Source organism: Ekhidna lutea (assembly GCF_900188325.1).
Lineage (GTDB): Bacteria > Bacteroidota > Bacteroidia > Cytophagales > Cyclobacteriaceae > Ekhidna > Ekhidna lutea.
The window spans coordinates 169,299-193,453 of record NZ_FZPD01000002.1 but is presented as its reverse complement, the minus strand read 5'-3'; the positions used below and the strand labels follow the sequence as shown (position 1 = coordinate 193,453).

23 protein-coding genes are annotated in these 24,155 nt (G+C 40.9%); 15 read left to right on the top strand and 8 right to left on the bottom strand.

Translation table 11 applies throughout. The features are described from left to right. The first annotated feature begins 45 nt into the window (after positions 1–45). Together CHB71_RS04720 and CHB71_RS04715 are read left to right on the top strand one after the other, a co-directional pair. Positions 46–810 carry an outer membrane lipoprotein-sorting protein gene (locus CHB71_RS04720; protein WP_089355751.1) on the top strand — a complete coding sequence of 255 codons (765 nt, stop codon included), beginning with the start codon at positions 46–48 and terminating at the stop codon, positions 808–810. 18 nt (positions 811–828) lie between these two features. After that, positions 829–3,903, top strand: a complete 3,075-nt coding sequence (locus CHB71_RS04715; protein ID WP_089355750.1) for a WD40/YVTN/BNR-like repeat-containing protein — start codon at positions 829–831, stop codon at positions 3,901–3,903. Between the two features lie 59 nt (positions 3,904–3,962). On the opposite strand, the gene CHB71_RS04710 is transcribed toward CHB71_RS04715, so the two are convergent. Together CHB71_RS04710 and ligD are read right to left on the bottom strand one after the other, a co-directional pair. Continuing rightward, positions 3,963–4,757, bottom strand: coding sequence for a sulfotransferase family protein (locus CHB71_RS04710; protein ID WP_089355749.1), 795 nt, complete (start codon positions 4,755–4,757; stop codon positions 3,963–3,965). Positions 4,758–4,849: 92 nt separating this feature from the next. After that, entirely contained in the window at positions 4,850–7,165 is a 2,316-nt protein-coding gene (gene ligD / locus CHB71_RS04705; protein ID WP_089355748.1) for a non-homologous end-joining DNA ligase, read from the bottom strand. 382 nt (positions 7,166–7,547) lie between these two features. On the opposite strand from ligD, the gene CHB71_RS04700 reads away from it, so the two are divergent. The 7 genes from CHB71_RS04700 to CHB71_RS04675 all read left to right on the top strand — a co-directional run bounded on the left by CHB71_RS04700 (position 7,548) and on the right by CHB71_RS04675 (position 14,531). After that, positions 7,548–9,728: a helix-turn-helix domain-containing protein gene (locus CHB71_RS04700; RefSeq protein ID WP_089355747.1), complete on the top strand. Its 2,181-nt coding sequence runs from the start codon at positions 7,548–7,550 to the stop codon at positions 9,726–9,728. A gap of 320 nt (positions 9,729–10,048) precedes the next feature. Continuing rightward, positions 10,049–10,525, top strand: coding sequence for a hypothetical protein (locus CHB71_RS04695; protein ID WP_245811216.1), 477 nt, complete (start codon positions 10,049–10,051; stop codon positions 10,523–10,525). A 166-nt stretch (positions 10,526–10,691) separates the two neighbouring features. Further along, the gene (locus CHB71_RS04690) at positions 10,692–10,919 is read left to right on the top strand and encodes a DUF433 domain-containing protein (RefSeq protein ID WP_089355746.1); all 228 of its coding nucleotides are present in this window, start codon (positions 10,692–10,694) and stop codon (positions 10,917–10,919) included. A gap of 308 nt (positions 10,920–11,227) precedes the next feature. Then, positions 11,228–12,028, top strand: a complete 801-nt coding sequence (locus CHB71_RS04685; RefSeq protein WP_089355745.1) for a DUF481 domain-containing protein — start codon at positions 11,228–11,230, stop codon at positions 12,026–12,028. A 142-nt stretch (positions 12,029–12,170) separates the two neighbouring features. After that, the gene (locus CHB71_RS04680; protein ID WP_089355744.1) at positions 12,171–13,292 is read left to right on the top strand and encodes a hypothetical protein; all 1,122 of its coding nucleotides are present in this window, start codon (positions 12,171–12,173) and stop codon (positions 13,290–13,292) included. Then, positions 13,238–13,414: a Shedu anti-phage system protein SduA domain-containing protein gene (locus CHB71_RS19180; protein ID WP_144017330.1), complete on the top strand. Its 177-nt coding sequence runs from the start codon at positions 13,238–13,240 to the stop codon at positions 13,412–13,414. The genes CHB71_RS04680 and CHB71_RS19180 overlap by 55 nt, the downstream gene beginning before the upstream one ends. Before the next feature lie 151 nt (positions 13,415–13,565). Next, positions 13,566–14,531: a hypothetical protein gene (locus CHB71_RS04675; RefSeq protein ID WP_089355743.1), complete on the top strand. Its 966-nt coding sequence runs from the start codon at positions 13,566–13,568 to the stop codon at positions 14,529–14,531. A gap of 66 nt (positions 14,532–14,597) precedes the next feature. On the opposite strand, the gene CHB71_RS04670 is transcribed toward CHB71_RS04675, so the two are convergent. From CHB71_RS04670 to CHB71_RS04655, 3 genes are all read right to left on the bottom strand, one after another. Beyond that, on the bottom strand, positions 14,598–14,885 hold the full coding sequence (locus CHB71_RS04670) for a hypothetical protein (protein ID WP_089355742.1): 288 nt from the start codon (positions 14,883–14,885) through the stop codon (positions 14,598–14,600). Positions 14,886–15,027: 142 nt separating this feature from the next. Continuing rightward, a complete protein-coding gene (locus tag CHB71_RS04665; protein WP_089355741.1) occupies positions 15,028–15,549 on the bottom strand; it encodes an REP-associated tyrosine transposase in 522 nt (173 codons plus the stop codon). Between the two features lie 354 nt (positions 15,550–15,903). Beyond that, positions 15,904–16,515 (bottom strand): histidine phosphatase family protein, encoded by a 612-nt coding sequence (locus CHB71_RS04655; RefSeq protein WP_089355740.1) that lies wholly within the window; start codon positions 16,513–16,515, stop codon positions 15,904–15,906. Positions 16,516–16,544: 29 nt separating this feature from the next. On the opposite strand from CHB71_RS04655, the gene CHB71_RS04650 reads away from it, so the two are divergent. Genes CHB71_RS04650 through CHB71_RS04625 form a run of 6 tightly spaced genes read left to right on the top strand, consistent with a single transcriptional unit; the run spans position 16,545 to position 21,162 of the window. Then, entirely contained in the window at positions 16,545–16,979 is a 435-nt protein-coding gene (locus tag CHB71_RS04650; protein WP_089355739.1) for a hotdog fold thioesterase, read from the top strand. Next, complete coding sequence (locus CHB71_RS04645; protein ID WP_089355738.1) at positions 16,976–18,136, top strand: isochorismate synthase; 1,161 nt, start codon at positions 16,976–16,978, stop codon at positions 18,134–18,136. The genes CHB71_RS04650 and CHB71_RS04645 overlap by 4 nt, the downstream gene beginning before the upstream one ends. 4 nt (positions 18,137–18,140) lie before the next feature. Next, a complete protein-coding gene (locus CHB71_RS04640; RefSeq protein ID WP_089355737.1) occupies positions 18,141–18,365 on the top strand; it encodes a hypothetical protein in 225 nt (74 codons plus the stop codon). Then, on the top strand, positions 18,362–18,682 hold the full coding sequence (locus tag CHB71_RS04635) for a type II toxin-antitoxin system PemK/MazF family toxin (protein ID WP_089355736.1): 321 nt from the start codon (positions 18,362–18,364) through the stop codon (positions 18,680–18,682). The genes CHB71_RS04640 and CHB71_RS04635 overlap by 4 nt, the downstream gene beginning before the upstream one ends. A 10-nt stretch (positions 18,683–18,692) precedes the next feature. Then, positions 18,693–20,333, top strand: a complete 1,641-nt coding sequence (gene menD / locus CHB71_RS04630) for a 2-succinyl-5-enolpyruvyl-6-hydroxy-3-cyclohexene-1-carboxylic-acid synthase (RefSeq protein WP_089355735.1) — start codon at positions 18,693–18,695, stop codon at positions 20,331–20,333. Further along, positions 20,314–21,162, top strand: coding sequence for a 1,4-dihydroxy-2-naphthoyl-CoA synthase (locus CHB71_RS04625; RefSeq protein ID WP_089355734.1), 849 nt, complete (start codon positions 20,314–20,316; stop codon positions 21,160–21,162). The genes menD and CHB71_RS04625 overlap by 20 nt, the downstream gene beginning before the upstream one ends. Before the next feature lie 60 nt (positions 21,163–21,222). Here the strand turns inward: CHB71_RS04625 and CHB71_RS04620 are convergent, their stop codons facing one another. From CHB71_RS04620 to CHB71_RS04610, 3 genes are read right to left on the bottom strand one after another with little or no spacing between them, the layout of a single operon-like run. Continuing rightward, complete coding sequence (locus CHB71_RS04620) at positions 21,223–22,143, bottom strand: FecR family protein (protein ID WP_089355733.1); 921 nt, start codon at positions 22,141–22,143, stop codon at positions 21,223–21,225. Positions 22,144–22,200: 57 nt separating this feature from the next. Continuing rightward, positions 22,201–23,604 (bottom strand): carboxypeptidase-like regulatory domain-containing protein, encoded by a 1,404-nt coding sequence (locus CHB71_RS04615; RefSeq protein ID WP_089355732.1) that lies wholly within the window; start codon positions 23,602–23,604, stop codon positions 22,201–22,203. Then, positions 23,594–24,151, bottom strand: coding sequence for an RNA polymerase sigma-70 factor (locus tag CHB71_RS04610; protein ID WP_089355731.1), 558 nt, complete (start codon positions 24,149–24,151; stop codon positions 23,594–23,596). Before CHB71_RS04610 ends, CHB71_RS04615 begins: the two co-directional genes overlap by 11 nt. Positions 24,152–24,155: the final 4 nt, after the last annotated feature.

The window sequence follows — 24,155 nt, the reverse complement described above, 5'->3', positions numbered from 1 at the left end:
GAACTACTTTGAATCACTAAATTACGCTATTAAATAAAATTCAATATGAGAAAATTCCAACTACTATTTGCAGCAATTGCAGTATGTGCGATTACAAGCACACAAGCACAAGATGTTTCTGTCGATGAAATTATTGACGGTTACTTTGAAAACACCGGCGGCAAAGATGCCTGGGCTAACCTGAAAGGCATTAAAATGACCGCTAAAGTAAACCAGGGCGGGATGGAAATACCCCTCGAAATCGTACAACTAGCTGACGGAAGACAGTATACCCAATTCACCTTTCAGGGTATGACTCTTAGACAGGGCGTTTATGACGGAGAGACGCTTTGGGGTACTAACTTTCAATCAATGAAGGCAGAAAAATCTGATGCAGAATCAACAGAAAATATGAAGCTGGACGCTAATGATTTTCCGGATTCATTCTTAAACTACAAAGACAAAGGCTATACAGCTGAGTTGTTGGGTACTGAAACCATCGAAGGAGCCGAGACTTATAAGGTAAAATTGACGAAGGAGCCTAGAATGATGGATGGAAAGGAAGTAGAAGATGTTTCTTTCTATTACTTCGATACCGAAGCATTTGTACCTCTTGCAGTTGATCAGGAAATAAAACAAGGGCCACAAGCAGGTTCGATAGGCAGATCTACAATGAGTGATTACCAAGAGGTAGATGGACTATACTTCCCTTTTTCTTTAACTCAAGGGGTAAAAGATGGTCCTTCACAGCCACTTATCATTGAGTCAATCGAATTGAATCCTGAAGTAAGCGAATCAACTTTTGCTTTTCCACAAGAAGGAGATAACTAAGAATTTCATCTAAATAGTATGAAAAGAATATATCTATACCTAATCGCCTGTGCATTCCTGTTTGTGGGACAAGCTCAGGAAGAGATCGTATTAAGCGGAAAGCAGCTTTTTGGAGATTTGAAGGCACGGCACATAGGTCCTGCCTTGATGAGTGGGCGTATTATCGACCTTGAGGGACATCCGACCAATGATCGAATTGTTTATGCAGGCTCAGCAGGCGGTGGCGTTTGGAAATCTGCTAATGGTGGAGCTTCCTTCCAACCAATTTTTGATGATCATGCACAATCAATTGGAAAAGTTAAACTTGATCCGCAAGATCCGGATAATATTATCTGGGTAGGTACAGGTGAAATTTGGACCAGAAATAGTGTTTCTGTTGGTGATGGTCTTTACAAATCAGTTGATGGTGGTGTAAACTGGACCAAGGTAGGATTTGAAAAATCTGAGCGCATAAGCAGCATTGAAATAAACCCGGAGAACACCAATGTCATGTATGTAGGCGTACTTGGCGCACTCTGGGGAGATAGTGATGAAAGAGGAGTTTACAAATCAGAAGATGGAGGCCAGACCTGGGATAAGGTATTATATATTGATGAAACTACGGGTTGTGGCGATGTAATCATGGATCCAAACGATCCGAATACATTATATGCTTCCATGTGGGAGTTTAGAAGAAGCGGCTGGGGGTTCAACTCTGGTGGTGAAAAGAGTGCATTGTATAAATCCACCGATGCAGGCAAAACCTGGGACAAAATTCATAATGGCTTTCCATCTGGAAAATTAGGCAGAATTGCTGTTGCAGTTGCTCCTTCAGATAATAACATTCTGTATGCTGTATTGGAAACAGAAGATGAAAATAAGAGAGGTCTTTATAAATCCACGGATGCCGGAGCAAACTGGGAGCACTTAAACAGTGATTTTGGATTGGTTGTTCGTCCATTTTACTTTTCACGAATTGTCATAGATCCAAAAAACCCTGACGTAGTGGTTAAAGCTGGATTGTTCGGTTCTATCAGCCGTGATGGTGGAAAGACCTTCAAAGGTATGGGCAACATGCATGCTGATATTCATGATATTTTATTTGACATCAAAAATTCAGATCGAATGTATGTGGGCACTGATGGTGGAGTATACCGGACATGGGATGGCGGCACCACAATGGAAATCGTAGCTAACCTCCCACTCTCGCAGTTTTATCACATAAGCGTGGATAATGAGGAGCCATATAATGTTTATGGCGGCCTGCAGGATAATGGATCATGGTATGGGCCTTCTTCCTCACCAGGCGGTGTAGAAGCTCGTGATTGGAATGTTGTTGGTTACGGAGATGGCTTTAGGGTATTGAAACACCCCGGTAAAAAGATTCTTTATTCAGAAATGCAGGGAGCTGATAACGTTTGGCGCTACGACATGGAAACCATGTCAACCAAAACGGTGCAGCCTCTTCAGACTAAAGGCGAAGACAAGTTGAGGTTCAACTGGAATGCACCAATGGCTGTAAGTGAAGCTCAGCCGGATCGTTTTTACATGGGTAGCCAGTATCTACACCGATCGGAAGATATGGGGAATACCTGGGAGGTTATTTCAAGTGATTTGACCACCAATGACCCAGCCAAACAAAACCAGGAAGAGTCTGGCGGAATATCAAAAGATAACTCTGGAGCAGAGAATCATTGTACGATTTTTACAATCGCAGAATCGCCTGTAAATCAGCAGGTAATATGGGTAGGGACAGATGATGGAAACATCCAGGTAACCAAAGATGGTGGTAAAAGCTGGACAAACACAACTACGAATCTCCCTGGAGATGTTCCTGCAAATACCTGGGTATATCATATTGAGGCAAGTGTACATGGAGAAGGCACTGCTTATGCAGTACTTGATGGTCACACTAGTGGAGATATGAATACCTATGTGTATAAAACCACTGATTTTGGACAATCCTGGAATTCCATTGTAACTGATGAGATTTATGGGTTTGCTCGTAATCTTCAAGAGGATTTTGTAAATGAAGATTTACTTTTCCTTGGAACAGAGTTTGGTCTGTACGTTACCGTAAATGGTGGTAAAAACTGGAGTCAATTTACCAATAACATGCCACCAGTAGCTGTCCACTTCATTGACATGCAGAAAAAGACCAATGACATTGTGATGGGTACACATGGCAGGGGCGTGATTATTATTGATGACATAAGTCCCCTTCGGGAAATCACACAGGAAGTACTGGCTAAAGACGTTCATTTCTTTGAGAGTAAGCCTGCTATAATAGAAGAAACAAGCCCGTTTGGTGGTACAGCTACTGAGATGGAATTTGTGGGTGCCAATGGCTCAAATGATGTTAAAGTCACTTATTACCTGAAGAAGAAGCATATTTTCGGTAAAATGTCAATGGAGGTTCAGGACATGAGTGGGAAGAAGCTTGCAGAGCTTTCACCAGGTAAGTCAAAAGGAATAAACGTGGTTACATGGAATGGGTTAATTCGTCCTCCTAAACTTGCAAAAGGTAAGTCATTCGCATTTGGTGGCTTCACCTCTCCTCGGATGCCTGCCGGTGATTATAAGATTGTGATGAATAAAGGCAAGGACAGACATGAAACAACAGTGACTTTAGTAAATGATCCAAAGTCGACTATAACTGAGGAAGAAAGAAAAGCCAATCATGAAACAGTAATTAAGCTTTATGATATGTCTGAGCAGCTGGCATATATGGTTTATCAAATTGATGAGATTCTTGCTAAGGCAGAAGAAGTGAAAACTAATGGAGGTAGTAAAGAAGCAGATGCAGTGATCAAAGATTTGAATGAGCTCAAAGAAATCTTAGTAGTGACCACTGGCGACAATTATGTTGCATCAGCTGAGCCACAGCTTAGAGGTAAGCTGGCGACACTATATGCAAAAATTGCTGGCGGTTTTCAGGCACCATCAGCTTCAGAGCTAGACAATTTAAATCTGCTTGAAGAACGATTTGAAAAAGCTAAGAATGATTTTAGTTACATTCAATCCAAGCGTGTACCGAAGATGGAAAAATACATGGAAGGCAAAGGAATGAGTATGATTGAATTCAAAAGCTTTGAAGAGTTTATTGATGAGTAAGTAATTCTAATGGAAGAAATAGAAAGCCACTTGAATGTTCGAGTGGCTTTTTTTGTGTTTCACCAATCATTATTTTTAACATATCCATATTCGATCAGCTGCTCACCTCCTATTTCTTTAACAACTTCCTTATCCTCATCAGTTAGAGATTCCCACTGGTTGCGGTTATCATAGATAGGCTGGTTAATTTGCCAGTTACGATATTGATATAGATTTTCGCGAGAAGAATCGGGTGGTTGAGAAACCTTAGTATCAAAATAGTACAGCGTGTTTTCGTGATACTTGAGACAGTTAGGATGAAAGCTTTCATCAAGAAAATTAAGGATCGATGTTAATTCCTTTTCTGGATCTTCGACCAAATTCTCATATTTCACCAACTGCACTCGTGGATCTTGTAAAAATGGATCTGCCTCTCTATTGTTATTGGCCCATCTTCTGATCCCTCTAACGATAGAGCCCGTTCTCTTCTTTATGGATAGCGCCACATTTCTTCCATCCCTTCTAATCACCAACACTTTAGCCCCTTTAAACTTCAGCAATTTTTCAATTCTGTGCACGTTTGAAGCTGTTTTTTCAATCCACCTTTCTTTTCCGTGAGCGATCGTTAAATAATTAAAAACAGGAATCATAACCGGGGTTAGAGGATGATTTGTGATTTTACTTTCTCCGGGTATGCCGTAAATATTCGGATGATTTTGAAGCATGTTAATGAGCAGCGTAGATCCACTATGAGCTGCACAAACGATAAAAACAGGCGGCTTTTCAATTTTCCTGCCCTTCAACTTATGATAAAAGAATTTTGGGACGGTTTTAATATTAGCAAGAAGATGATAAGAAACTAACTTAATGTTCATGGAGAGATCAGTTCGTACTACGAAGGTTAATGGCTTAAGAGTGCCTTAAAATCTTTGAGTTGCTAAGTTAAACCAAGGATCTATTTCATCCATTAAACACTGTCATTAACTAGCTTCTTAAAAACAGGATCTCTAAAGGTTCCATTATCTGTTATCATCGAATACTCCACTTCACACATGAGTTCAGGCTTTAACCAAACCGTCTTTTTCTCTTCGTGAACCTCTCCTTCTACAGGTTTATCCGCTGACACTAGTTCAATAAACTGTTTTGTAAGTGATTTAAGTAAGGCTTCATCAAAACCGGTTCCTACCCTTCCTCTGTAAACCAGTTCTCCATCTTTTTCTTCTGCTAGTTGTAGCGAGCCAAACGACCGTTCTCGTTCTCCTTCTCCCTGAGTGAATCCAATGATGAAGCAATCCATTGTTTCTTTCACTTTCACCTTTATCCATGCATCACTTCGTTTTCCGGGTGTATAGCGAGCATCTATCCGTTTGGCCACAATTCCTTCTATTCCATGAGCTTTTGCTGCAGCAAACAATGCTCTGCCATCTTCTTCAGACTGACTGATGCGGTAGTTGGTCTCTCCTACCCGGGTTGAATCAATCATCCACCATCTGCGCCGATCCTGTGGGTCGTTCATCAACGAACGACCATCCAGATAGAGGCAGTCAAACAAGTAACAATAAGCAGGAGATCGCTTCGACTCATAGTCAAAGTTCTTCTTGCTCATCAAACGTTTGATGACCTTTTTGAAGTTGGCTTTGCCTTCCTGATCCAGACAAACGATTTCACTGTCAAAAATGGCATTATTGATTCGGAATGCCTGCTCAGGGACATTCAACTCCGGAAACTGCTCCGTAATGTCATTTCCATTCCTACTGTAAATCTTGAGCTGACCTTCATTTAAATAAATCAACGCCCTGATGCCGTCCCACTTCACCTCATAATAATAGTCCCCAATAGGCACACGCTTAGAGGCGTCCGCCAGCATAGGCTTCATGACCTGATCCAACAAATTTTGCTGAGGAACATCCACTCGCTCCAGTAACCACTCCTTGTCCTTCATCAAATGCATGCGGTATTCAGCACTTAGTTGTTTGCCAGATAAGCGGAAATAAAACCCCTGTTTCTTCTCTTTGGTGATTTCATAGCGACCTGTTGCATACACCCACATCATTCCGCCACCATATTCACCTTTCGGTATTTCTCCTTCAAAGGTCAAATACTTCAACGGGTGATCTTCGGTTTGAACTGCCAGTCTTTTCACTCCCGGAACCGGAGGCATGCCCCTGGGAATCGCCCAGGATTTCAGGATGCCATCTTGCTCCAGTCTCAAATCATAATGCAAGTGTGAAGCATGATGTCTTTGGATACAGAAACGGCTACCAGGTGCTTCATTTTCCGAGAGCAAAGGCTCAGGGGTTTTGTTGAAGTCTCTTTTCTTTTCATAGTCAGAAAGCTGCTCAGGTGTTTTGTGTCGCTTGTTCGGTGGCAATTCCTTAGCTACAACTGCACGCTTGTCTGTATGCAAAGGAACTGCCCAACCTCTGATCTGCTCCCAGGCATCTCCATCCTCCATTACCCTCGTCAGCGTGGTTTTGATATTCCACTGATTAAGGTCTTTCAATTGCTCCAGTTCTTCCCATTCAATGGGTGTTGAAGCGGTGGCTCCAGCCTTTCCTCTCAGGCTATAGGGGCAAACGATGGTCTGTGAGGGTCGATTCCGATAGATATCCACCAATACCCGTCCTTTTCGTGCCTCTTTTTTGATGTGAAGCGTGGTTTGATCGTGTTTTTGGATGAAGTCAGAGGCTACCTTCTTAGCCGCTTGAAAGCATTCCTCAAACGAGTATTTAGCTTCTATGGGTGTGACCAGATGCAGGCCTTTCCCACCGGTTGTTTTCACAAACACATGATAGTTGTACCGTTCCAGATGTTCTTTGAGAGCGAAAGCGATTTGCTTCAGATCCTCCAGTGGAAATGAGCCATCCTCAGGTGGGTCCAGATCATACACGATATAGTCAGGTTTGTCACTGTGTTCTGAGAAACTATGAATCTGGTGAATTTCCAGACAAGCCAGATTCGCCAACCACACCAATGTAGCTTCTTCTTTAGCTACCACATATTCTTTCTTTCGCTCCTGCCCCAGCCTTTTATAATCAATCCAATCGGGAGTCCAGTCCGGGCGGTGCTTCTGAAAAAACTGCTCGCCATAAATCCCATCCGGATATCTCACCAGGGACAGTGCCCTTCCTCGAATATGATTCAGGATGGTGGGTGCCAGCTTCAGGTAATACTCAATGATTTCGGCCTTTACGATCTCATCCTCCGGATAGAGCACCTTATCCAGATTTGAGAGCTCTATCACCCGTTTCCCTACCTCCGCATGTATTTTCTGTTTTGCCATCTTCTGCTCAAAGTGCTCCGGCAGGCAGGCCTACCTCCGCATGTATTTTCTGTTTCGCCATCTTCTATTCAATGCTTCGGCAGGCAAGCCTACTTCGGCATGTATTTTCTGTTTCGCCATCTTATACTCAAAGTGCTCTGGCAGGCAAGCCTACTTCTGCATGAATTTTTTGCTTGGCCATGAAGTAATATTAGCATTTTCTTTAATTACGTCACTCGGTTAATTAAAAAGTAAAAATAGACCCTGAAATAAATTCAGGGTGACTACTGAATAAGGCAGGCCACTGACTTGTTTCCCATTCTCCGAATCAGTAAAATTGAAGATGCCGTGTCGAGCACGGCATGACATGGTATATTGCACAATCTAATTCAATCTTCGCTCCATGAACCAATTCAGTGATGCTGCAGAGCTAGCTGCCAATTACGTAAACAGCACCAATCGTCACATTTTCCTCACCGGAAAAGCCGGAACGGGCAAGACGACCTTCCTCCGGAGTATTGTCAAAAACACCTACAAAAATGCTGTTGTAGCGGCTCCTACCGGCATTGCGGCCATCAATGCGGAAGGTGTTACGCTTCACTCATTGCTTCAGTTGCCTTTTGGCGCGTTTGTGCCGGAAGAGATTCCGTTTTCAGAACGAAACATTCAGGTCAATACCCCCGCTTCGCTTTTCCGTGAAGCAAAGTTTGGAGCACAAAAACGCAAGCTCATCAATGAACTTGAGCTTTTGATCATAGATGAGGTGAGTATGCTTCGGGCGGATCTGTTGGATTGCATTGATGCGACTTTGCGTCACTTGAGGAAAAGAAGATTTGATCCGTTTGGTGGGTTACAGGTATTATTCATTGGTGACCTGATGCAACTTCCTCCGGTCGTAAAGAGAGAAGAGCAAGGCCTCTTGCAACAGTTTTATGCTTCTCCTTACTTCTTTGATGCACGGGTACTCAAAGACAACCCTCCCATTCGGGTTGAGCTGAATAAGGTTTACCGTCAAACCGATGAGACATTTATTAAGCTACTCAATCGCCTAAGACACAATGAGCTACTGGAAGATGATGTGGAACTGCTGAATGAGCATTATGATGCTGAGGTAGCAAGTAAGAACCTGGAAGGATACATTCACCTGACCACCCACAATCAAAAAGCAGATAAAATCAACACCTCCAGACTTGCCGATCTGGACGGAAGGGATGAGCTTTTTACAGCAGATATCGACCGGGACTTTCCGGAAAACGCCTATCCCAACGAGGTGAACCTTCGACTGAAGGAGGACGCTCAGGTGATGTTCATCAAAAATGATCCGAGTGGTAAAGGACAGTTCTTCAATGGGAAAATCGGAAGGGTTTCGAGTCTGGAAGATGGCATCAAAGTAAAATTTGAAGATGGAACGGAAGTAGCTGTCGAGCAATACGAATGGGAAAATGTGCGGTATGTACTCAGCAAAGAAACCAAAGAGGTTGAGCAGAAAGTACTTGGTACATTCAAGCAATACCCGGTCAAGCTGGCGTGGGCGGTGACCATCCATAAAAGTCAGGGTCTGACTTTCGAGAAAGCCATTCTCGATCTGGAGAATACGTTTGCTGCAGGGCAGTTGTATGTTGCCCTTTCGAGATTGACTTCCTTGGATGGATTGATTTTGTCAAGTCCGTTACCGATGCGATCGCCTTCCATTGATGATCAACTCAAGTACTTCATTGAGAGTTTTGAGGATACACAAAAACTGGAGAAACAATTCGAAAACGATCGGATTGGATTCATTCGGATGTTTGCGGAACGTGCCTTTCTCTTTGATCCGCTGCTGAGAGAGTTGGTGAATCATAAAAAGACCTTCAACAAAGACGAGAATCGATCACTGAAGCAGAAGCAGCTTCCCTGGACGGATGAGCTAATCAACGATACCTTTCCGTTGAAAGAGGTTGGCGAAACCTTCATACGACAGGTCAATTCACTATTATCCAAAGGAGAATGGCATCAGCTGGCGGAACGAATGACGAAAGCATCGGACTATTTCACCGAACAACTCACTGACAAGATTGATCGGATAACTCAACTGCATCGGACATTGAAAACGCAATCACAGGCCAAGACCTATCGGGCAGAGTTAGTGGAATTAAAGGACCTGTTTAGTAATCAACTAAGGCAAATTGTAAAACTCAATTTGCTGATCCAGCACATCAATGAGGGAAAACCGCTGACAAAGGATGCTTTGCAAAAGCACTCATCTACCAGGCAAGTCAATCAGGCTGCTTCCAAAGACAAAACACCTACAGCCGAGATCACCTATGAGATGTACAAGGAAGGAAAATCCATTAAGGTCATTGCGGAAGAGCGTGGTTTGGTAGAGGGAACCATCGAGTCTCATTTGGCGAAGTACGTCGAAAGTGGCGATCTGGATGCTTCTCAGTTTGTAAAACCCACCAAACTCAAGGCCATCCTAAAATGCTATGATGAAGGGTTAACCAAATCAGGAGAGATCAAAGGAGCTTTACCCGACAGCTACACCTGGGGTGAGATTAAGATGGGGATTGCGCATGCTCAGGCAAAGGAATCGAAGGAATCCTGACAGGTTTTAAAAACCTGTCAGGATTTTCCGTAAGGAAGATCCCGGCACAAGGCCGGGATAATGACCATTAAAAATAATTAACGTGAGTCCGATGTAAGCATTAAAAAAAACCAACAAAAACTGTCATTAAGAGGCTCTTTGGGCTGATTGTGGGTTGTAAGCCCTGCCTTTGTCTGCAGACAGGCGTGGAATCTCTTCGAATCGGAAAGACCTGTCCGTCCGGAAGACGGGGTCCACGCCTTTTTCCCTCCCATTTCCCAATTGAAAAAGGCTCTGAGTGACGTTTAGATAGGTTTTTTGTTGGTTTTTATCCCGAACTCATGTTTATTAAAGCAATGTTTGAAGAAGAAGATGACATACCAGACAGCAGAAACCTACCCATTTTCAAGAAAGGGATGGAAATCGCTGAGCTTGTTCGTGCTTTGGTTGACTTAATTCCTGAGGATAATGAAATATTACAAGAGGTTGGAGTATGGATGATGAATGACGCCCATAACCTGGCAGTGAAAGTCTCAGGAGCTGAGGCCGGTGACCTTTATGATATCAAAATGGAATGCGCTGCGATCATCAGAAGGTCAGCGAGAGAACTTGTAGTGCAAACACATAGTCTGGAAATGCATGGATTTGAAGAAACGCAGTATTTCCAACTCTTACGAGATGCGGTAGAAGAATATCGCTTATTGTTTATCGACTGGATTGAAACGTTTGATCCCTGGAATTATATCATAGACAGATGGGGACTGTTTAACCCGCCCGGAGTTGGTCCTCATGATCAGGATCCGGATGATTTGTATTGATACAACTTTTAACCTTGACAGTTTTTGAAAATATATCAGAAATTTATCTTCTATATAACGTGTAAAGACACAAGCACTATATTTGAAAGGTAAATGACGTTTCCGATATAGTTAGAGAACACAACCCCAGATCAACATTTCCTACTATTGTTCGTAACTTTGATATATGGAATGGCGAGATCATGTAATATCCGACAACAAAGTGCTTTTAGGTAAGCCAACAGTCAAGGGAACGAGAGTTTCTGTTGAACACATTATTGGCTTGCTTGCACAAGGATGGACTGAACAGCAGATCCTTGAAAACTATCCTCGCTTAACAAATGAATCTTTGCAAGCCGTTTTCTCTTACATACAGGACTGTATGAAGGACGGACTTCTTTATTCCAATGCATAACCTTAAAATCGACCGACTAACTTCCAACTCCAACATAACTTTCGAAAGAGCTTTGACGGTGGTCGACGCTAACTCATTGAGACAGAAGAAATACTAGCCTCAGTGGCGATCTGGATGCTTCTCAGATGTCAAAGGAATCGAAGGAATCCTGACAGGTTTTTAAAACCTGTCAGGATTTTCCGGACTTTAAGGATATTGATTGATACCACTGAAAGCCGGGATGACCTCATTTCAAATGCCAGCTAAAAATAATCGACTGTTTTTATACCTTGTTAAAACATTTTTCCCTCTTATAGACTTTTAACAAAATGAAAATACTGCTAAGAATCTCATTGCTGCTTGTCTTTTTACAGATCTTTTCCTCGGCACAAGCGCAAATACTTCATACAGAAAGTTTCACCGTAATTCTGGATTCAACCAGAAGAATGAAGGGTTCAATTGTTCCTGATTTCAATTATAAAAACCTGAGAAAAGACCTGTTCTCTTTTGAGAATACGGCAGATTTATCCGCGAAAATTGGAAAAAATGCACTTACGGTCGCAAACAAGGTTGAACTTTCGAAGTTCGGTGATGAAACGTTGGTTAGCGGCGGGTACATTTATGCTGAATACAGAAATGTGATGGAGAAAAAACAATCCATTGAACTTTACAGCCAGGTCCATTGGGCGGAAGCACGAGGCATGGAACGTAAATATGCCTTTGGAGTGAACAGCAGATGGAGGATTGTAAACAGGCCTACATTGGGATTCTTTGTAGGTATTGGCCCATTCTATGAATTTGAACGGTGGAATTTTGACGGTGTAGCAAATGCAGAAGCAATTGTAGATACCACTCCAATTGAAACAGAAAACATCAAACTCGGATCATACGCCAGCTTAAAATATGCACCCTTTGATAAAATATTCCTTGACATTAGCATTTATTACCAAAGTCGGTTCGATGAGCTGGTCTCCACCCCGCGATTTGCTTCCAGCTCTCGATTTACGTATCAGTTTAGCAAGATTGTAGGTTTATCATTGATCTACCAAAACATTTATGATCCTACCCCTACTGTACCTATCGACAAATTGTACAATAATATAATTTCCGGATTCACAATTACGTTCTAACAACTTTCCCCAAAAGCTGGCCATTCGGAATGGCAATCACCTATAGAGCTTTTACTTCTATATAGCGGGATAAACAACACAACCATTATATTTGAAAGGTGGATAAGCGCTGTGCCGTTTATATTATTGTTATGAACAATACATGGAGGAAAATAAACCTGAAATATTAGGATACAACGAGATCCTTGGCTACCTGGCTCAAGAAATTGGAAACCGATACTGGTTTCCAATGTACAAATACATATCAGAAAATCCTGAACTGATAAAAACCTTTACTGGATTCATTTTAAATCATGAAACCATTATTGTATATCTCGGAAAGCATCATATTGCTATTGAATATACTGGGGAAGAAAGGGTTGAAAAACTCCGTGAAAAGGGTACAACTCACTTCATTTGCAATGATTACACATTAGGAGAAAAAGATTTCTGTGACGAGATAATTGGGTTCAAATATGATGGTACAGCTGGTACTTTTAAACTTCCATTACCCCCATTTTCAGAAGACCTTATTTTACCTTCAAATAAAGGGTTTGATAAGTTAGCCGAATTGAAATGGAATTTTGAAGCTCAAGATGGACTATTGGGTTTTAATAGCAATGGCTTTATGATTCCAAAAGGACAATTCTCAAGAATCATTAATGGGCTTTTTTTTGATGCCGATGAAAACGGTTTAAAAACAAGGCATATTAAATGGATAGATTTTATTCCTGTTTCTTACGATGATTCACTTGAAGGTTATGATTCCTACTCAATCGACTTTGGTTTCTATAATGAGAAAATGATCCAGCATGATGCGCATTACATTTATCCGTTACCGAACCAAGAAGATTACAAATACTCTAAACTTCCCCAATTAAATCGCTTTATTGAACTTACTGGAAATTCAGAAACATCTGAACCCGAAATAACCAAATTCTTAGAAATGGATGAGAACAAATTCATTTTAACGATGGGGTTTTTAGGAAAAGAAATTTATGGACAAGTAAAGTGTGAATGGCAAAGCGAAGATAGAGATCCTATAATTCCTGACTTTTTTGTAGAACGGCCTAATGGCTATTCGGACATTGTTGAATTTAAACTTCCAGACTTAAAAAGAAATTCAATAGTTGGTAAATCAAATCGGGAAACCTTCTCAGCTGAGATTAGCTCCTATATCTCTCAAACAAGGAATTACAGAACCTATTTTGAAGACCCAAATAATAGAAAATGGGTGGAAGAAAAATATCATATCAAAGTTATTATCCAAAAAGGATACTCGTAATTGGAAGGCGATGGAACTTTAGTGTAGATGAATGGAGAGAGATAGCCAATGATTACCGCGATCTAGAGATTATGACTTTTGATGATCTGATTGACGGTGTAGTAGCACAATTCTATAAGTAAATATTCATAAAAAACACAATCATCTATAAAGCTAAATGAGCTATTTGCAAAGGCTAGTGTAATGAGATACTTTTATAGATATTAAAAGTTCAACTTAAGGATGATAGTTGTACGTTATAGGTAATTCGGTGCTCGCGAACACAAAAGGTTTATGGCAAACACAAAATGGAAAGATTATTTACTAAAATCTGGTGTACCACTTGAATTCGAAATTAAGAAACTGTTAGATGAATTGGGTTGTCAGACGAGGTTTGATCAATCCTATTTGAGAAACGACAGAAACCAAATTAGTACTGAATTTTCTTACGATATAGATTCGTCTTATATAAAAGATCTATTCTTCTTTAAACTTCTGATAGAGTGCAAGTATAGAGACCCCTCAACTAACTGGCTTTTTGTTCCTGACAATGAGCAATCCGGAAAAACAAAATCCTACGATTCATTTTTGCATCCGATTGATTTTTTCACTCTTGAAAACAAGTTCTATTTAGATTATTATTTAATGCCATATTTCTCGCCAAGCTGCGAAAAAGGAATTGAAATAACTTCAGATAGACAAAACCCAAAAAGTATAACTCAAGCCGCAAATCAGCTTAGTTACGGATTGGTTCATGAGATAATTGAGTCCATGATTGTTAACTATGAATCAGATGATGGATTAGAAGACCAACTCTGTTTCCATATACCTATTATTGTCACTACAGCCAATTTATATGTTGCTAAAAAAGACTTGACAATTGATAGCTTGAAAAAGAGTGAAAAAATTGAACAAATAGCAAAAAAAGAGAACTCTTTAGTCCTTAAGTATAACATCGGAAAAGAGCTAGAACAATACAACTTTGAACAATTAAAAAGATTCACAAAGAGGTACTCTATTAAAGATCTTAAAAAACGCTTTAACTGTCAATATGACGATTTGGATTTAACAATCAGATACTTATCCAAACATGCATGCCCAAGATCGATTCTGGTAATGCATTATGACCAGTTTAACAATTCATTTACCGAACTATTTGAACTTTTTAACTTAATAACCAGTCCTAACAAAAGTATTCTTCGACTTGTCCGAGATAAAGACCTAAAGAAAGAACTTAAGAATAAGTACGGAATCCAGTAAAGCAATTGTCTTACTTCTCCGCCTTTCCGCCTTTGTTGGTGTTGTCACCAACAAACTAAATAAACCTCATTCATCACCGTCATAGTGAGACAAAAAACCAAACTCATTCTTGTTTTGCAGATAGAATCGAGCTGAGGAAAAATAGTAATCCTCAGGCAATTGACATAAACCAGCCTTGACAGGATTATCATGGATGTAGTCAAGTTTTTGAGTGAGGACATCCGAAGAATACAGGTCAGTCGAAAGTGCATTTCTTTTCCAAAACTGACACTTACGGTCTTGCTTGTTTACCTGAAAATGCTTTAGCACTTCAGGATGATTATCAATCAGATCAAACTTTATTTGCTGCGCCACAATTTAAGAAAGTCACGCTGGACAGCTTCTCTTCTATGAGGTTCTTGTATCTGCCAAATGAGGTGAAAGTGATTGCTCATAATCACAAATCCATAGACTTCTCTGCCTTTGTTGGTGTTGTCACCAACAAACTAAATAAACCTCATTCACCACCGTCATAGTGATACAAAAAACCAAACTCATTCTTGTTTTGCAGATAGAATCGAGCTGAGGAAAAATAGTAATCCTCAGGCAATTGACATAAACCAGCCTTGACAGGATTATCATGGATGTAGTCAAGTTTTTGAGTGAGGACATCCGAAGAATACAGGTCAGTCGAAAGTGCATTTCTTTTCCAAAACTGACACTTACGGTCTTGCTTGTTTACCTGAAAATGCTTTAGCACTTCAGGATGATTATCAATCAGATCAAACTTTATTTGCTGCGCCACATATTTAAGAAAGTCACGCTGGACAGCCTCTCTTCTATGAGGTTCTTGTATCTGCCAAATGAGGTGGAAGTGATTGCTCATAATCACAAATCCATAGACTTCTACTCTCTTTTCCTTAACAAGGAATTCAAGACTATCCAGAATGAGTTCTTTGTACTTATCCGGTTTCAGCAAGTGCTTCCACTCGAAAACAGTTATTGTGATGAATTGAGGATGCTCAGTAGGGAAATTCACATTCTAATTTAACCATTTCATGTTGGTGAAAACACCAACATGGGCGTTGTATGTACATAACTAGGCATTATACACCATGCGTATACCTCCAATCCTTTCGTTTTCTGACAGTAACTCAAACTTTCGATCAAAATCTCAGCATATTCAGGTCTAACAAATAAATCGATCCAATGAACAGTAGCAAAACTGACAAAATAGAGTTTTGACTGATCACAGAATTTGTACTTTCTGCTCACAAATTGAACATAGTTATATTGATTGATATTAAACACGGTATGACGCTTGCGCCAGAATTTGCATGCACGAGTAAAAGAGTCCTGACAGGTTTTGAAAACCTGTCAGGATTTAGTCTATTCAACCAAGATGCCCTACCCGGTTAAAATCCTTCAGGTAAAACGAGCTTCCCCGATAACCCAGCACATAATAGGAACAATTGGCATGTGGGAAGCCATCCATGAAGTTCAGGGGATAGTTCAGCGTCCAGCTCAATAGTACGCGCATGGCTCTTCCATGCATACAGATAAGTATGTTTTCACCATCGGTCTCTAAAACCTGCTGCATAGCTGACTGTTGTCGTTCCATTACTTCCAATGGATTTTCTCCACCTCCTACATTCAGGTGAAGCTCTCCCCTACGCCAGCCGTTTACGGTATCTGCATAAAGGTTCTTAGCATCGTATGATGCTTCTTTTCCTTCCTGGTTTCCCCAGCTGATTTCATCAAATCCGTCCAGGGATGTTACGGGTGTTCCATTGTGAATAAACTGGCCAACGGTTTCTTTTGTGCGAATCAAAGCAGAAGTAAAAACATGATCAAATGGAATGTCAGCTAGCATAGCTCCGGCCTTTCTGGCCTGCTCTTTTCCGGCTTCATTGATCGAGGCATTCACCCCCCGTCCCTGCACCATTCCATTCTTATTGAAATCGGTCTCTCCGTGTCGAAGTATAAAAATCGTCTTGCTTTTCAAGGTTGCTTTACGTTGGTTTGCTGGTACAAATGGCAAATGAACGAATTTTTCCCGATTACATCGAATTAGATGCTGTGAATAGCATGTCAAAGGGATGTATGGTAGAACATCTGGGGATTGAATTCACCGAAATAGGTGCTGACTATCTTGTTGCGACCATGCCCGTAGATCATCGAACCAAGCAACCCATGGGATTGTTACACGGTGGTGCTTCAGTGGCGCTGGCGGAAACGATGGGCAGCCTGGCAGCCACGTTGATTATTGACTTAAACAAACAATATCCTGTTGGTCTGGAGATCAATACCAATCACATTAAATCAGCTACTGAGGGACTGGTTACCGGTACAGCCAAACCGATTCACTTAGGCAGAGGCACGCAGGTGTGGAGTATTGAAATTCATAACGAAGACAAAAAGCTTGTCGCCATCAGCAGGATAACCATCGCTATATTAGACCGAAAGTGAAAGAACTCGCCTCCATTTTAAGCTTAAAGCAGCCGGAAGAGTTGATTGACCAACTGGCTGAGACCGGATATTCATTCGCTGTTTGGCGCATGCCCAACAGTACGGAAAGTAAATTCATAATCTCACTAACTGAGCCTACCCAACTCCCTGATTTTCAGATTGCTAATACCTCACCCGGATTTCTAATCAATGCCTTTGGTGATAACCATCCGATAAAGCCGTATTTCATTAGCGCAGACATCATCATCACGAATCAAAATGTGGAGTTTAGCCCCAACATTAGTGATGTACAAATTGATGCATTTAAAGAGCAGATAAATACAAGATCGAAGAGCAAAAATCAAAGCAATAAGACTTCTCAGCCTACATCCAATGCGTTTGAAGCATTGGTTGAAAGAGCGGTTGCTGAAATTCAAAAGGGCACCTTTGAGAAGGTCGTACTTTCCAGATTTAAAGACGAAGAGATCCCATCCGACTTTTCTTCGTGGCAATTCTTTGAAACCATCTCAGCTCAGTATGAGAATGCGTTTTGCAGTTTGTCCTTCATTCCCGGAAAAGGCATGTGGATAGGTGCCTCACCAGAGTTATTGATTTCAGATGATCATGACAGCTTTAAGACGGTCGCTTTAGCAGGTACGAAAAGACTGGGAAACGGGCAGAAACTCAGTGAAATAGCCTGGACACAGAAAGAGATTGAAGAACAGGCACTCGTGAGCAGATACATCATCAACTGCTTTAAGAAAATCCGTCTACGGGAATTTCATGAGCACGGTCCAAAAACCATACAGGCCGGTAACCTGGCACACCTCAAAACAGAGTTTGTGGTCGATTATTCCGAGGTTACGTTTGAGGATTTGGCAGATCAGATGCTGGAGCTGCTCCACCCTACCTCTGCGGTCTGTGGTATGCCCATTGAGCATGCAAAACCCTGGATTAAAGAAGTAGAAAATTACGATCGCGAGTTTTATTCCGGCTTCCTTGGCCCTGTCAATTTTGAAGACGCTACCAGTCTTTTTGTTAACCTCCGGTGCATGAAAGTAATGGATGGATACATTCGATTTTTTGCAGGAGCAGGACTGACAGAAGACTCAGATCCTCAGAAGGAATATGAGGAGACGGAGATAAAAATGAATGTTTTGGAAAGTTTGTTAACTTAGAGTTATGAGCAGAAAAGAACTCATTGAAGAGACCCTGAAAAGCCTTGATAAGCTTTCAGATACTGAAGTTGAAGAGGTGAAAAGATTTGCAGAGTTATTACGCTCAAAGATTGAAGATCAAGAACTTTCAGAAGGGATAATGAACTTGTCAAGCAAATCAGAGGCCTTTGATTTCTTGAAAGAGGAAGAAGATCTCTATTCTGAAGAAGATTTAATTGAGAAATATTGAAAAAGGGAGACTTGGTATTGGTTCCCTTTCCTTTCACAGACTTAAAAGGAAAAAAAACACGTCCTGCGTTAGTGCTTGTTCCTTCAGATGACTATGTATGCGTCTGCTTTATCACCACTAATTTGAATAAAACCTCAACCTCAGATATCTTAATAAACCCTTCAAAAGACAACAGGTTAAAAAAAACCTCGCTCATCAAACTTGATAAAATTACTACGATAGATAGGTCACTGATTATAGGACGGTTGGGAAGTCTTGCACCACATGAGTTATCTAAAGTGAATGAAGGTTTGACAGCTCGGTTTCAACTAAAATAGCAGTCTACTCATGCTCCATCCTACGGTCTTTAATACTTCTCAAATCTGTCACCAGCTTGGGGTACGCCATGCCGTGATGTCTCCGGGATCCAGAAATGCACCGTTGACGATCTCCTTTGCCAGACATGAAGGCATCAAAAAATATATCATTCCGGATGAGCGTTCAGCTGGGTTTGTCGCCCTTGGTATAGCCCAGGAGACCAAAAAACCGGTCGTTCTTTGCTGCACAAGTGGATCAGCTTTGCTTAATTATGCTCCGGCGATTGCTGAAGCATTTTACCGAGAAATTCCATTGATTGTATTATCAGCTGACCGTCCACCAGAGCTGATCGACCAGCGTGATGGACAGACGATCAGGCAGTTTGAAGCATTGAAGAATCATGTGAAGGGCTCGTTTAATCTTCCATTGGTATCAACAGAAGTTGAAGCAAAGAGCTATTCGGAAATGCTAATCAAGGCATTGCAAGAGGCAACTACGCTTCCTTTGGGTCCGGTTCATATCAATGTACCTTTTAAGGAGCCGTTCTATCCGGAAGCTGGTCAGGCATTGGAGTTTGAAAAGGTTGAAATGGAGGAGTTATCTGATTCTTCCATTTCCAGGGAGCTAAATACAGATTTAACCTCCTATAAGAAGGTGCTCATTTTAGTAGGTCAAAAAGACCCTGATCAGGAATTGGAAGTGCAACTGAAATCAATTTCGGAGTTAGTTCCGGTTCTACGATCGCCTTTGAACAACCTGCAAGTAGGTATTCAACATGTGGATGGCTTCATCAGCAACCAAAAGGAATTGCAGCCAGATCTACTGATTACCACTGGTCTTTCGGTTCTCTCAAAGAAATTGAAACAATACTTGAGGTCTCAACTGCCTAATGCTCATTTTCATTTTGACCCTTCAGGTATTGAGGTAGATACCTTCCAATCTTCGCCACGCTTGATCAAGGAGTCTTTGAGTTCCTTTCTTAAAAGGCATTCATTTGATCATGCGGATAGCAATTATTTAAAGGAATGGAAAGCTGCAGAGGTTAAGGCTCGTCAAGCATTGGATACCTTTAATCTCCAGGAAACATTCAGTGAATCTAAGGCTGCATTTCAGGTTTTGGAGACGCTACCAGATGATTCTACACTCCATTTAAGTAACTCTATGCCAGTGCGTTATGCGGATCTATTTGGAGTTAAAAATACGATACAAACTTATTGCAACAGAGGCACCAGTGGCATTGACGGATGTACCTCTACAACCATCGGAACGAGTATGGTTTCAGACCGAATGAATGTGCTGTTGACAGGCGACTTAGCCTTTCTCTATGACCGGAATGCTTTCTTCCATAATTATCCCTTACCCAATTTGCGAGTGATTGTTTTGAATAATCAGGGAGGTGGTATTTTCAGGCTAATAGATGGCCCTGCCAATCTGCCGGAGTTGGAAGAATACTTTGAGACCAGGCATAATCGAACAGCGGAATATATTTGCACTGAAAGCGGATTGGAATACGAAAAGGTTTCCAATGAAGAAGCGTTAGTTTCTTCATTGAAATCATTTTATGAACCTTCACAGCATGGTAAGGTGCTCGAAATCTTTACCGATCCGGAAACGAACCAACGTGTATATAAAGAACTAAAAAAACTCCTTAATGAGCAAATCGAAAATTGACTGGAAAACAGCCGAAGGCTTTGAAGATATTACCTACAAGAAATGGGGAAAAGTAGCGCGTATTGCCTTCAACAGACCTGAGGTACGAAATGCATTCAGACCAAAGACGGTTGCTGAGCTTTATAAAGCATTTCTTGATGCACGAGAAGATGTCAACATCGGTGTTGTGCTGCTAAGTGGCGAAGGACCATCTCCTAAAGATGGTGGCTGGGCGTTCTGTAGCGGTGGAGATCAAAATGCGAGAGGACACCAGGGCTATGTAGATGAAGATGGTATGCCGCGTTTAAATATCCTTGAAGTGCAGCGATTGATACGGTTTATGCCTAAAGTAGTCATTGCAGTAGTACCTGGCTGGTCTGTCGGTGGTGGACATAGCTTGCATACAGTCTGCGATTTAACACTGGCAAGTAAAGAGCATGCTATTTTCAAACAAACCGACGCTGATGTGACGAGTTTTGATGGTGGGTATGGTTCCGCTTACCTGGCTAAAATGGTAGGACAAAAGCGAGCCAGAGAGATCTTCTTTTTAGGCAGGAATTATTCAGCACAGGAAGCTTTTGAAATGGGAATGGTCAATGCAGTGATCCCTCACGATCAGCTGGAAGATGAAGCCTATCAATGGGCACAGGAAATTTTAGCAAAGTCCCCTACTTCAATCAAGATGTTGAAGTTCGCTTTCAACCTTACTGATGATGGCATGGTGGGCCAGCAGGTATTTGCCGGAGAGGCCACAAGACTGGCATACATGACAGATGAAGCGAAGGAAGGGCGAAATGCTTTCTTAGAGAAGCGAAAGCCTGATTTCAGTGATATCAAGTGGATTCCATGATAATTAAAAAAGTCGTCCCACCACTCCAAGTGGTAGGACGACTTTTTCATTGGAATGCTTTTAGCACCCTTTGCCTTTCAAAATAGCTTTCCCATTTGTGAATTCGTACTCGACACCAAATGTACGAGCGATGATTTCAATCGCATCTTTAGGCTTTTTCTTGTTGAACTTAGCTGTGAGCTTACATCCTTTAAATTCCGGATTATCAAAAGAAACATCTATCCCATAAACATCTTCCAACACCTGCTCTACTTCAGCCATGGTACTTTCATTGAAAGTTATCACCTTCGTTTTCCAGGCGAGATAATTGAGGTCTCGAATATTCCGCTTGATGATTCCTTTATTTGAGTTGGAAATTAGGCCCATCTCCCCTTTTGTTAGCTTCACGGAAACCTCAGATCCATCTACTTTTTTACTGAATCCAACTAAGCCGGATTCAACGCATACTTCAGTTTCTTCTCCATTAGCTTTTACCAGAAAAGAAGTTCCGAGCACCTGAACTCTGGCGTTTTCTGTATGAATGATGAAAGGTCTAGTCTCATCACGCTCAATATCAAAGTACGCTTTACCTGTTACTTTTATCTCTCTTATTTCATCATTAAAAGCTATTACCTCGATAGAGGATGATCCATGCAGAGATATCTCACTTCCATCAGCCATTGATTGCGTGGAATATACATTGTCTGTTTCGCTATTATTCAATACAAACAATAACGAGATCGCAAGCACGAGCACTGCGGCACTTGCATACTTCACCCAGCTGCGCATCATAAAAGGCACTACTTTGCCTTGGGTTTCATTTATAATCTCATCCAAAACCTGAGATGGTGGTGCTGTTTCAGGTTGTGAAACCAACCAAACATTTTTAGCATCAAAAAATGCTTGTGCATTGGTTTTAGATTCTGATCTCCATGTTTCAACCAATGATATTTCGTTGTTGGTCGCTTCGCCAGAAAAATATTTTGCTAGTACTTCTTCCATTTCATTCTTATCGTCTGGTTATTAACAACTTACAGATCATATACCCCCTAATTATTTTCACAAATTATCAAATTTTGGATCATAATTTATTGGAACCAAATCTGCGGTTCGTTCCCAGGACCAATAACCATAGGTTGTAAGGCCAAATCTATCCATGACTTCACCTGACAAATCTAATCTAACAGACCCACGCAACAATCGAATTATTGAGATTTGATGTCCAGGTTCTTTTATCAAAACACCATTTTCAGAGATTTGATCCGCATAAAAAATATTTGCAAATCCACTATTTCTTAAAAAGTTTTCAGTCTCTTTTTCTTTTCTATATTCTATTACAAGAAAATTTCTAAAGTCAAGTTCGTAATGGTCCCCTTTAAAAACCAAAATATCAGACGCCTCCAATTCATCTTCCTTTCTAATTTCAAAATTATCAAGGTTTCTTACGTGGTAAATCCTGAAGCCCGCTTTCTTTAACTCCCCGTCTATCAATGTTTGTTTAAAATGGTTAAAAGAGCCATAGTAGCACTCTTTTCTATTTCTTTTCCATTCACGCTTCTCGCTTCCACTTAGAGGTTCTAAATTTCTAAACCGCATTTTACCCCTAAACCTGAGGTCATCATTTTCTTTCTTAAACGATTCAAGGAAATAGCTAACTCTATACCCAAGTGCATCGTTTCTAATCTGCAGAGGATACTGAGCAAAAGCATGCAAGGAATTGGCTTCACTATCGTAGGTGAAGTTTATAACTTCGGGGTTTTCAATCACACACTGATCTGCTTTTTCTGTCAACCCTATCATTTCTTTTTTAAAAACCATGTAGTGAGCCAGCCAGCTATTTTCATTTCTTCTAATACGATTTGAAATAACCTCTACTTCCTCAAGCTGGTCTAAATCGAGTTCCATTTTATGGTTTTGAATTCGGGCGCCTCCATTTGTTTCAGATATCTGATACACCGCATTTTCATACCCGACATGTGAAAAAACAATATTGTAATAACCCGGGGGTATAGACTCAAGCTTATAGTTTCCATCTATATCACTGGAAGCACCGATGGTTGTTCCGTCCAAAAATATATTAGCACTACTTAGCGGTTGACCAGTGTCATCTGAAACTGTGCCTGAAATTGTAAAAAAATTCTTCTTCTTAATAACTTGTTCAGGCTCCACGTAGTTAAGAATAATTTGATCCTTAAAGAAAGAATATTTAAGCCCGGTTCCAACAAAAAGCCTACTCAGAAACTGATCAATCGGCTCGTTTTCAGCTTTGATGTAGTAAAGGCTTCCTTTGGGGAGTAGGTTCGAATTATAGCTAAAAAAATAATTGGTCTGAGCACTGAGCGAATCAAATATTACCTCAAGGGGAACATTATCAAAGTCGGCAGAAATACGATCATTCTTTCTGAATTGACAGAAGCATGATAATACGATGAAAGTGGTAACAAAAAAAAGGCTAGCTCGCATCCCTTAGATTTTTCAAGTCTTGCAGACTTTCTCTCAACACTTTGAGAGCCTTACCCATCTGTACTTCAACAGTTTTGACCGAGATGTCCAAATGATCAGCAATTTCTTGATACTTTAAGCCCTCAAATCGGCTAAGCTTAAAGATTTCCGCACATCTGGGTGGAAGCTTATCAATTTCCCTTTGTATTCGATTTCGTAAAGCATCCGGATCATCTTCATTGAATTCGTTTTGATAAGTTGATTCCATGACATGAATCACATGCTGCCTATAACCATCTTTTACTTTATCATGCTTAATTGCGTTTAAACATGAATTATGTACAGACCGATATAAATAGCTTTTAATTGTTGAGTCTTCCGAAAGCGAATCGCACTTTTCCCAAAATTTAACAAAGACATCCTGAGCAATCTCTTCTGCCTCTGCTCTTGTATCCATGAAGCGCGAAGCATATAAAACCATCACATTAAAGTATTGGTTAAATACGAGTTCGAAAGCCCGCTTATCTTTGTTGATCAGTCGTTGAACTATTACCTCTTCGTTTTCCAAGCGC

Excerpts from the sequence above, each read along its gene's own strand:
- ligD (WP_089355748.1), bottom strand. The coding sequence starts at position 7,165 with ATGGCAAAACAGAAAATACATGCGGAGGTAGGGAAACGGGTGATAGAG.
- CHB71_RS04685 (WP_089355745.1), top strand. The coding sequence starts at position 11,228 with ATGAAAATACTGCTAAGAATCTCATTGCTGCTTGTCTTTTTACAGATC.
- menD (WP_089355735.1), top strand. The coding sequence starts at position 18,693 with ATGCTCCATCCTACGGTCTTTAATACTTCTCAAATCTGTCACCAGCTT.
- CHB71_RS04680 (WP_089355744.1), top strand. The coding sequence starts at position 12,171 with ATGGAGGAAAATAAACCTGAAATATTAGGATACAACGAGATCCTTGGC.
- CHB71_RS04625 (WP_089355734.1), top strand. The coding sequence starts at position 20,314 with ATGAGCAAATCGAAAATTGACTGGAAAACAGCCGAAGGCTTTGAAGAT.
- CHB71_RS19180 (WP_144017330.1), top strand. The coding sequence starts at position 13,238 with ATGGGTGGAAGAAAAATATCATATCAAAGTTATTATCCAAAAAGGATA.
- CHB71_RS04620 (WP_089355733.1), bottom strand. The coding sequence starts at position 22,143 with ATGGAAGAAGTACTAGCAAAATATTTTTCTGGCGAAGCGACCAACAAC.
- CHB71_RS04640 (WP_089355737.1), top strand. The coding sequence starts at position 18,141 with ATGAGCAGAAAAGAACTCATTGAAGAGACCCTGAAAAGCCTTGATAAG.
- CHB71_RS04695 (WP_245811216.1), top strand. The coding sequence starts at position 10,049 with ATGTTTATTAAAGCAATGTTTGAAGAAGAAGATGACATACCAGACAGC.
- CHB71_RS04615 (WP_089355732.1), bottom strand. The coding sequence starts at position 23,604 with ATGCGAGCTAGCCTTTTTTTTGTTACCACTTTCATCGTATTATCATGC.
- CHB71_RS04650 (WP_089355739.1), top strand. The coding sequence starts at position 16,545 with ATGGCAAATGAACGAATTTTTCCCGATTACATCGAATTAGATGCTGTG.
- CHB71_RS04690 (WP_089355746.1), top strand. The coding sequence starts at position 10,692 with ATGGAATGGCGAGATCATGTAATATCCGACAACAAAGTGCTTTTAGGT.
- CHB71_RS04715 (WP_089355750.1), top strand. The coding sequence starts at position 829 with ATGAAAAGAATATATCTATACCTAATCGCCTGTGCATTCCTGTTTGTG.
- CHB71_RS04700 (WP_089355747.1), top strand. The coding sequence starts at position 7,548 with ATGAACCAATTCAGTGATGCTGCAGAGCTAGCTGCCAATTACGTAAAC.
- CHB71_RS04675 (WP_089355743.1), top strand. The coding sequence starts at position 13,566 with ATGGCAAACACAAAATGGAAAGATTATTTACTAAAATCTGGTGTACCA.
- CHB71_RS04720 (WP_089355751.1), top strand. The coding sequence starts at position 46 with ATGAGAAAATTCCAACTACTATTTGCAGCAATTGCAGTATGTGCGATT.
- CHB71_RS04710 (WP_089355749.1), bottom strand. The coding sequence starts at position 4,757 with ATGAACATTAAGTTAGTTTCTTATCATCTTCTTGCTAATATTAAAACC.